Raw genomic sequence first — 7,927 nt, forward strand, 5'->3', positions numbered from 1 at the left:
GCCGGAAAACACCGTCTTTGATTTTATTAACATTGGTATGTGCGTCCGGTCCGTAGGCCACAAATTGTACTTCCCAGACGCGAGTGCGAGCCGACTGCTTTACTACGGTACTGGCTTTGGGCTCATAAACACTGTCAAGTTGTTTGGCATAATCGTCATCTTTCTCAAACAAGCGAATAAAGACGATATTTTCATCAACGCTCCAAGCCGGTGCGCCGTCAGTTGGATACGATAGGCGAACAGGCATAAATGATGGCGGATTGGCCGGATCTTCAAAATCTGCCGGATTAAATCCCAATATTTGCATTGTTGCTCGCCAAAACAAAGTTTCTAATTCTTCAATCATGTTATTTCCCCGCAATCCGCACACCAAGCGCTTTATAATAGCCGTAATCTTTATACGGCCAAAGCTGAAATAGTCGGTAGCGTTCACCGTGCCAGACAATTTCATCTGACGTGTTGGTGTCATCAGTTACCTGTAAGGGCTCCGTGTCATATATAGCAATAATGCCTTTTACTCGGTCGCCCTCAGGCACCTGTAACAAATCCTCTTGTGTCGCAGCCGTAATAACGCCGCTGCGCGATAAGTTTTTTACCGTGTTTTTAGGATTACCGCCTAGCCATACTGTCGTCTTACGCAAAAGCGTATATGACTGACAAAAATCCGGATCGCGAATAATCTCAGCGACATTAATCATTTTTTCTCACCAACCACATAAGTTATTGCCCGCCTGAGTGCCTCAGTATCAATCAAAGGCCGATCACTGCCCTTGACCTCAATAGTTTTGGGGCTGTTTTCTTCCCAACCGTTTTCGGGATCAGTGAAATAATCTATCACTTTGTTTGCGGCAAACATTCCGGCTTTCTCCAAGCCATCGCGTGCTCCTTGCTCATCACCACTCAAAGCCGCCTGCATGGCAGGCTTCAGTTTTTCTGCAATAGAATCTTTATGTTTTTCGATAGCCGGTTCGATAATGGGCCGCGGCGGAGAATGCCATAGTGGAGAACCATGTGCCTGGATATACATTTCATACGCCTTTGAATAGGGTAAACCACTATCCATATTGGGCTGCATTTCTGCACGCATGGATTTGGCCCGTACACCGTGAGTATGGATATAGGCCAGCTCAGCATTATTGATTTCCCCTTCGCTCTGCCGACTGGCCTTTTCCTCCGGGATACCGACATAAACATCCATGTTGCCAAGGTCAGCCATAATCTTTTTCAAGATATTGGGGTCGCCTTTGGACGTGACAGCCACTGTACCTTTTACCATACATACATCCCGCCTTTACCCACCATTCTGGCTAGTGTCGCATATTGCTGCCCGAACGTGGTCAGGTTCCAAGCAGCCCAGCCATCTAGGCCCTGGGCGATGGTAGAAAAGTCATAACTAGCAGACACATCACCAACAGATTTACTTGTCATCAGGCCGCGTGTTTGGCCAGCGGCAACTACCTGGGCAGCTGTTCTGTCGGCGCTAGCCAGACTCTGCAGATACAAGGTCAAAAAATGCGCTACAAACAAGCCCATAGCAAATTTCCATTGCCTACGCCAGCGAGCTTCTTTCACTACGGCATTAGCCAGGCCGATATACATCTCAATAATTGCCGGGTCTACCAAATAAGTGACAGTGGGTTCACCTTCTGGATCTTCGGACGGGGTTTCCCTGGGTCCATAAGCCGGGTATAAAGCGTAAAAGTCGGCCAACTCAAATGGCGGATTATCACCACTGCGCAAATTAGAAGCGGCAGCAATCAAATTCCCGCTGCCGCTATCGTATGCGTACATGGTTATTTCCCCTTAGCATCAGCTTTATTCTTGGCTTTTACCTCTGTATCGGCCTTGGCAACAGCTTCAGCGACATCTTCTACTGCCTTCTCGACTGAAGCTTCTTCTTTTGGCGATTCCGCCACTGTAATATCGCCGTCATTTACGCCCCAACCGAAGATAGGATCGTTGACCACCCAATTCGGCACATCCGCAAAATCAAGCGGACGGGTGACAACTTTTTCCCCGTCCGCGTTTTTAAACTCAAACGATTTTCTTGTAAATATCCGCATAATGGCCTCCTTAAATTCCGTCCGCGTAGCGGATAGGTTGATAGTACATGACTTGTACCTGACCAACGTTGCCTACATACAAGCTGTCATAGCTTGCAGTTGTAACGTTCGGCTGAGTCATAACACGGCTCAGTGGCACAGGTACCGGCATGCAAATAAACCGTTTGTCGTTGACGTAGGCCACCATTCGGTTAGTACCGCCAGTACCTGCGCCAATGCACCACCGGCACTCACCAATGAATAGGTTTACACCTTTTTGTTTCGCGATATTGTTATCTAACAGGAATTCCAAGATGGTCTTATCGGCGGCTTGCGAGACCTTCGTGCTAGCAATATAGGCGTAGTTGGCGGGGTCAATCAAAATGTGATTCGGTACAGCAGACTGATCATACTCTGCAGCTGCCCAAGCATCCACAATTACGGTATTTACATCATTCAGGATTTCATCAGGGGTTTTATCCTTCCACGTGGTTTTCGTGCTTGCACCTGCCGCAACAGATCCAGCAGTAACACTTGGATGATTAATCAGCCCTGGCGTACCGTATGCAGCCTGTCCTTTGTAGGTGTTAATGTCCAGATATTTATCCCAATCCAAGCGGATACCCTTATCGTAAATTTGTTCCAGGCTTCGGCCTGTTACCTGGCCACGCTCCATGTCAACAAATTTGATTTTCATGGCGACCTCATAAGGGAACACCTTGAATAAATCTTTATCCAAGTTAGCCTGAATCAACCTAACCGAGTTTTGCACGCCGCCTACGCCGTCTGCTTGACCGCCAGATACGGCATAGTCAACATTGACTACGGACATGGTTTCTACCCAACCGCCACCGCTTTCAATTGGAATGTCACGCGGATATGTAAAACTTGTCAACGGCTCGCGTAGAGTGGGGTCCAGTTTTTCAAGTTCGGATTCCAGAAAAGCATTACCGCCAGAAATAGCAGCGGCGTCCATGGTAAATGCGCGAGCGGCAAAACCGCGGGGAATGCCTGTAGGGTTGTCAAGAGTGTATGTTTTCATTAATTATCCTCCTTATACGCCCTGCCGGGTCAAGATTACAAGTTCGGCCACGCCGTTAGCGTCTTTGGTCGTGCCCCATTTGGCATTTGTAAGTTTTATTGTATTAGTGCTATCCGCAGCCGCTTCGAAGCCGCCTACTACACCAGCCGGGATACTCGCATTAGCTGCAACGCGAATATACACGTCGCCGCCAATTGTGGGAGTACCCACATTGCAGTTCACGGTTACGCCGCCGCGCTCGAGTACATCAACCGGTTCCTGACCGGTATAATACGCGCGATTTTGCGACAGGTACTGCGTAGCGCCTTTTATACGCCGCATAGCAACCCCGGCAAATTGGGCTGCGGTATGACTTGCGCCGAATTTCTGTACAGTACCATCAGAGTTAATAACGACCGGATCACCGAAATAAATATCATCCGTTTCAGCTTTCATGGGGCGTGTCCGGCTGATTTCATCTCCTAACCGGGAGATAGTGCCGGGATAGCCATAATTAAACGATGTTCCAATTGCTTTTCCAGGCATTATTTAACCTCCTTTATATGTGGATTGCGCTTGGCGCAGTTCTTGCCGAATTCTTCATGAGCAGTAGCGGCTTTAGTGTCTGCTGCTTTCTTGCGTTTTAATATTTCGGCGTATGCATCCTGGGTGGGAGCAGGCTTTTGCATAGCAGCTCTCAGTTCTTTACTAAGAGCATCAGAAACTTTCTTGCGCTCTGCAACAGGTAGGCTGGCAATAATCGGCTTTATGGCTTTGATAGTTGCTAATACTGCAGCTTTATCCAATGTTTTATTGGCATCTATAACTTTGGAGCCGTCTTCGTTCTTCATTTCCTCCACGGGGATAGTGACGCTTTCTTCTTGACTTCCATCGGTAACATCCGGCTTGCCGTTTGTCATTTCCTCTTCCAGTTCGGTAAGAGCGTCTTTGGTTTCCGGCTCAGTTTTACTGGCTTTCAAAGCAGCTACCTCATCCCGCAAAGCCTTGATAGCGGCTAGGATTTCAGCATTGAACTTTTCCTCGCTTTTTTCACTGTGCATTTCCTCGTCCTTTTGTCCGCCTAGCATTTCATGCGCGGCTGCCACTTCTTCCGGTTCGGCATCCTGGGAGAACACTTTCAGGATTTTTCCCAGTAGTGTGTTTTTATCAATTTTAGGCATCTTTTTTCCTCCTTGTTTTGGTTTAGAATCTCGTATGGAAATTTGCGGCCCAGCGCGGCCTCTTTCGACGATAGCGACATGATTCCCGCGTATTGCCTGTTGTTCATAACGATTATTGACCTGAACATAGTCACAGTCATAACCGCATGAGACTTCCCGCTTACCCGCCTCAATCTCAGAGATAAGCACAGGATCTGTAATGACTAGGTCAGCCAGTAGTGTGTCTGACATTTCACCTGCACCTCGGCGGACATTCTGGGCGTGGCCTTTGCCATAGGCCGCTATATTATCAGGTCGCACGTCCTGTGTTGGGTGGTCGTCTGTGACCGGCTTACCTTCGAAACTGGCGATGGTAGCGGGATGGAATACTTCTTCCTCTGAACGGTACACCTTAATCGGGACGTCGCCGGACAAACCGATTTCACGCGGCAGATATTCCTGCCAGCCGGTGCGAGCAATAGGTACGTTATGGCAAATCAAAAAGCCCTCCGGGGTCTTGGTCATATTGGGACTGAAGCGCGTCCCATAAAATGCGCGCAATGTACCGCCTCCTTTCACGCATAAAAAATAACCGCTTAATCAGCGGTCAAGCTATCGGCAAGTTCAGCCAGTGCTTCTTTGATAGTATCCCCACACCCTACAGTACCGACTTGCAAATCGACATCAGTATGGGCTACCCAAGCAGTACCGTCTTTTGTAAGCCGTATTGTGTACTCATCTTTCATGTTTACGCCACCTTTCTAAATTGCTCCTTACTCATACGGACTATCTTGCCGCCATAATGCACTTTACGCGGCCAGGTTACATCCCCAATATCAATCATCGGCTCAGGATAACACCGGCAGTTATATATCTCTCCAGCATTGTACGTACCGACGTTCCTTTCACCAGCTAATAGCTCTGGAGATGGGGGAGTGTCGAACCTGCACAAAACGCCCTCCATATGTTTATGGCTGCTTCTTACTCGTCCGTCTTGGCTTGTACGCCAGACATACCAAGCTATTCCAAGGCGCTCAGCTCTGGCCTGTATTAATGCCGTATGAGACTTTGCCGCCTCTGTGCGGGCGATTACTACAGCTTTCTTTGCCGTCATTGATGGGAACTTGGCAAGCAACTCCTGTGCTATTTGCTCATGTCGCTTGCCTTTTAATGTTTCGGCCTGAATGTAGTGCGTTGCCTGAGCAGCCAGGTCAAAAGGCATACTGCGGATGATTCCAGCGTTGCGGTCAATCAAGGCATACACGGTATTGCCTACAGGACCTTGCATTTCATTTCGCAAGACTTCATAAATCAGCCGGCCTTTCGAACCGCCTTTAGCCGCCTGGCGCCAAGTCTTTGCCGTGTCGTAAAAAGTCTGAGTTACCATCTTCTTAGCAGCTGCCAAAGCGAAATGTTCAAAACTCCCGGTATTGGCCAAGCGTTCCAAACGGCGTATTAGATCCCACGGATTCATTAAATCGGGCTCACTGATAATTTGCCATGCTCGTTCAATTAGCCGGCGCAGAGCACGATCATAGTCAGATTCAATGCGGCGCTGAGCTTGCCAGCCTTCAGGTTTCATAGTAACACCTCGGGCACAAAAATGGCGACTGTATAGGCAGTCGCTTAAGTAACTATTCTTTTAAAACGATCTCGACTTTTTCACCATTGCCGGTTAGGTGATCCTCAAATTCTAATATAAAGTTAATATTTTTAATCTCGTCTGCTTCTGCTATCTCTTGCTCGCTCACAATAACACCGCCTTAGTATTATTTGCCTAAATAATGAAACAGAGGATAGGATTTCCTTTTTAATTATACCATGCTGCCGCCTGGCACTCCAAGAGATTCCAATTCCGGCAATATCTCGCCCTGTTGCGTAGTATCGTCGGCTTTTTCGATATCTTCGTCGGTGATATTAGTCCACATGCCTGTGTCTTCTGACATTTGCCGCAATTCTTTGAGGGCAACCTTCTGACTAATCATACCACTGTCAAATACGCCTTGGATTGCTGTTGTCCGCTTGCTGGCTAGGTCAGTGCTTTCGCTTGCGGTTGGCCGTCGTACTGGATTAAAGTGATAGTCCAAGTCATCAGGGATAGCCCCGTATTCGCTCATGAACATAATCGGCAGCAGTCTATCAATTGGCGGCCGCAGATACGCCTCTTGCTTTTCCTCGATACTGTCGTAGTAGTTTTGCATGTCCGATTCACCAGTTGCATTAAGCCCTGCAGGGGAACGGCCAAACAACTTTGTTACGGGCATTTCAGCTGCACCGGCCAGGTCCATCATGAAGTTTTCATAGACCTTATCCAGACCACTAAACGCATACTGGAAGGTCTGAAATTCATCACTCGCGCCTAACAGTTGCGTCCCAGTGTTACTCATAAGCCAGTTTTGCGCTTGTAGCACAGAGTAAATGTCTTTTACTGTCTGCTCATCTAGGGCAGTAAAAACCTGCTCCAAGTCCTTCATCTTCAACACGCGTAAATTGGCATTAAACACCAAACTGGCAATGTTCCAGCTGGTATTGTCCCGCTTGCGCAGTTCATCAAATACATGCTCAATCTCGGAAGCTCCCCAGTACATTTCCTGCTGCTTTTCCCAATATGGCAAATCACGGCCAGGGAAACGAACTATGCGACTATGGTGTATTTCAACGCCTCGGCTAATGGTTTCAGTGGATATAACGTAGGATTCAGGTAATCCAAAGTCAGGATCATTCAAATCCGTTACTACTTGCGTTGATAGCGGCTGAATACCTGACCATCGGTCTAGGATTAACAACCCTTTGAATGTCCCTGGCATGACGGTATCCAAGTCAAGCGGCTCATGAAGTATATCGCCATGCCCCTCGATAAGAATTACCCCAGCAGCTCCACCGTAAAGCCGTCCCCAGCGTAGGCCTTCCAACAATCGTGCTTTTAACTGTGTGGTCCTTACAAGCTTATCAAATCGCTTAAGTTGATCTGGCGGCATTTGGCTTTCAATCTTGATCCAGTTTTTCATCATGTCGCTGGGCACCACGTCAATAAGCCGTCGTACTACCCAATGTGATCGGTACAGGCTATTCATGAGCTGCCAGTTCTGTGTCAGTCTTGTTAGCGGGTACTCTGTTGCTTCCAGGAGGTTAGGCGTTCCAAACCCTAGCCGCGCCGCCTGGTTACGATATGCATCTTTTGTTTTTACCGCGTCAGTAGTGCGGCGTTTTCGTTTTCTCATGCAGCTAACCTCCTATCTGTTAATAATGTGTGCGTACCATACCTTAAGGCGTCGGGGCCATGGTCATTTACTTTGAGTGGCCGTTCAGGCATGCCTTTTTGAATCGCTTTATCATCCCAGCAATAGGACAGCAATTCCTTTTTCAGCATCACGCAACGACAATGTACACGGATTATCTTTTTCGTTAATGCCGACGATACCCGACGGATACCGTCCCTGACTTTGTTGTCGGCATTTACAATCTCGGGATCAATATCTCTTGTCCTGAGATGTCGTCTTCTTAGTTCTGCCTTAAAACTTGCCGCTGACGGGTCAATGACAATGAATGTTGGAACTAAAGGCCAGTCACCTATAAATGTTTCCAGATCATCCGCTAATTGCGCGTCTGTCTTTTCAACGCCAGTAGCGCGAGAGTCATAATAATACTCATCGACTATGGCACCGTTAATCCTTGCGTATTCCTGGACGTGATCGACGACGGGA

10 protein-coding genes and 2 pseudogenes are annotated in these 7,927 nt (G+C 47.9%); all 12 read right to left on the reverse strand.

All coding sequences use genetic code 11. The features are described 5' to 3' along the window. Nucleotides 1-346: pseudogene (locus AC29Z1_RS08340) on the reverse strand (hypothetical protein); the annotation flags it as partial. A gap of 1 nt (nucleotide 347) precedes the next feature. Next, on the reverse strand, nucleotides 348-698 hold the full coding sequence (locus AC29Z1_RS08345) for a hypothetical protein (protein ID WP_488270998.1): 351 nt from the start codon (nucleotides 696-698) through the stop codon (nucleotides 348-350). Further along, nucleotides 695-1,276, reverse strand: a complete 582-nt coding sequence (locus AC29Z1_RS08350; RefSeq protein ID WP_488270999.1) for a hypothetical protein — start codon at nucleotides 1,274-1,276, stop codon at nucleotides 695-697. The genes AC29Z1_RS08345 and AC29Z1_RS08350 overlap by 4 nt, the downstream gene beginning before the upstream one ends. Beyond that, on the reverse strand, nucleotides 1,270-1,791 hold the full coding sequence (locus AC29Z1_RS08355; RefSeq protein WP_488271000.1) for a DUF4054 domain-containing protein: 522 nt from the start codon (nucleotides 1,789-1,791) through the stop codon (nucleotides 1,270-1,272). Before AC29Z1_RS08355 ends, AC29Z1_RS08350 begins: the two co-directional genes overlap by 7 nt. 2 nt (nucleotides 1,792-1,793) lie before the next feature. Next, nucleotides 1,794-2,063 carry a hypothetical protein gene (locus AC29Z1_RS08360; RefSeq protein WP_488271001.1) on the reverse strand — a complete coding sequence of 90 codons (270 nt, stop codon included), beginning with the start codon at nucleotides 2,061-2,063 and terminating at the stop codon, nucleotides 1,794-1,796. Between the two features lie 10 nt (nucleotides 2,064-2,073). Continuing rightward, entirely contained in the window at nucleotides 2,074-3,084 is a 1,011-nt protein-coding gene (locus AC29Z1_RS08365; protein WP_488271002.1) for a DUF2184 domain-containing protein, read from the reverse strand. Nucleotides 3,085-3,096: 12 nt separating this feature from the next. Continuing rightward, complete coding sequence (locus AC29Z1_RS08370) at nucleotides 3,097-3,609, reverse strand: structural cement protein Gp24 (RefSeq protein WP_488271003.1); 513 nt, start codon at nucleotides 3,607-3,609, stop codon at nucleotides 3,097-3,099. Next, nucleotides 3,609-4,784 (reverse strand): DUF2213 domain-containing protein, encoded by a 1,176-nt coding sequence (locus AC29Z1_RS08375; protein WP_488271004.1) that lies wholly within the window; start codon nucleotides 4,782-4,784, stop codon nucleotides 3,609-3,611. The genes AC29Z1_RS08370 and AC29Z1_RS08375 overlap by 1 nt, the downstream gene beginning before the upstream one ends. A 35-nt stretch (nucleotides 4,785-4,819) precedes the next feature. Further along, nucleotides 4,820-4,969 (reverse strand): hypothetical protein, encoded by a 150-nt coding sequence (locus AC29Z1_RS08380; protein ID WP_488271005.1) that lies wholly within the window; start codon nucleotides 4,967-4,969, stop codon nucleotides 4,820-4,822. A gap of 2 nt (nucleotides 4,970-4,971) precedes the next feature. After that, on the reverse strand, nucleotides 4,972-5,805 hold the full coding sequence (locus AC29Z1_RS08385; protein ID WP_488271006.1) for a phage head morphogenesis protein: 834 nt from the start codon (nucleotides 5,803-5,805) through the stop codon (nucleotides 4,972-4,974). Between the two features lie 232 nt (nucleotides 5,806-6,037). Further along, the gene (locus tag AC29Z1_RS08390; RefSeq protein ID WP_488271007.1) at nucleotides 6,038-7,444 is read right to left on the reverse strand and encodes a phage portal protein; all 1,407 of its coding nucleotides are present in this window, start codon (nucleotides 7,442-7,444) and stop codon (nucleotides 6,038-6,040) included. After that, nucleotides 7,441-7,927, reverse strand: a pseudogene (locus AC29Z1_RS08395) (hypothetical protein); the annotation flags it as partial. The gene AC29Z1_RS08390 and the pseudogene AC29Z1_RS08395, both read right to left, overlap by 4 nt.

The sequence above is a fragment of the Sporomusa sp. genome, assembly GCF_057736855.1.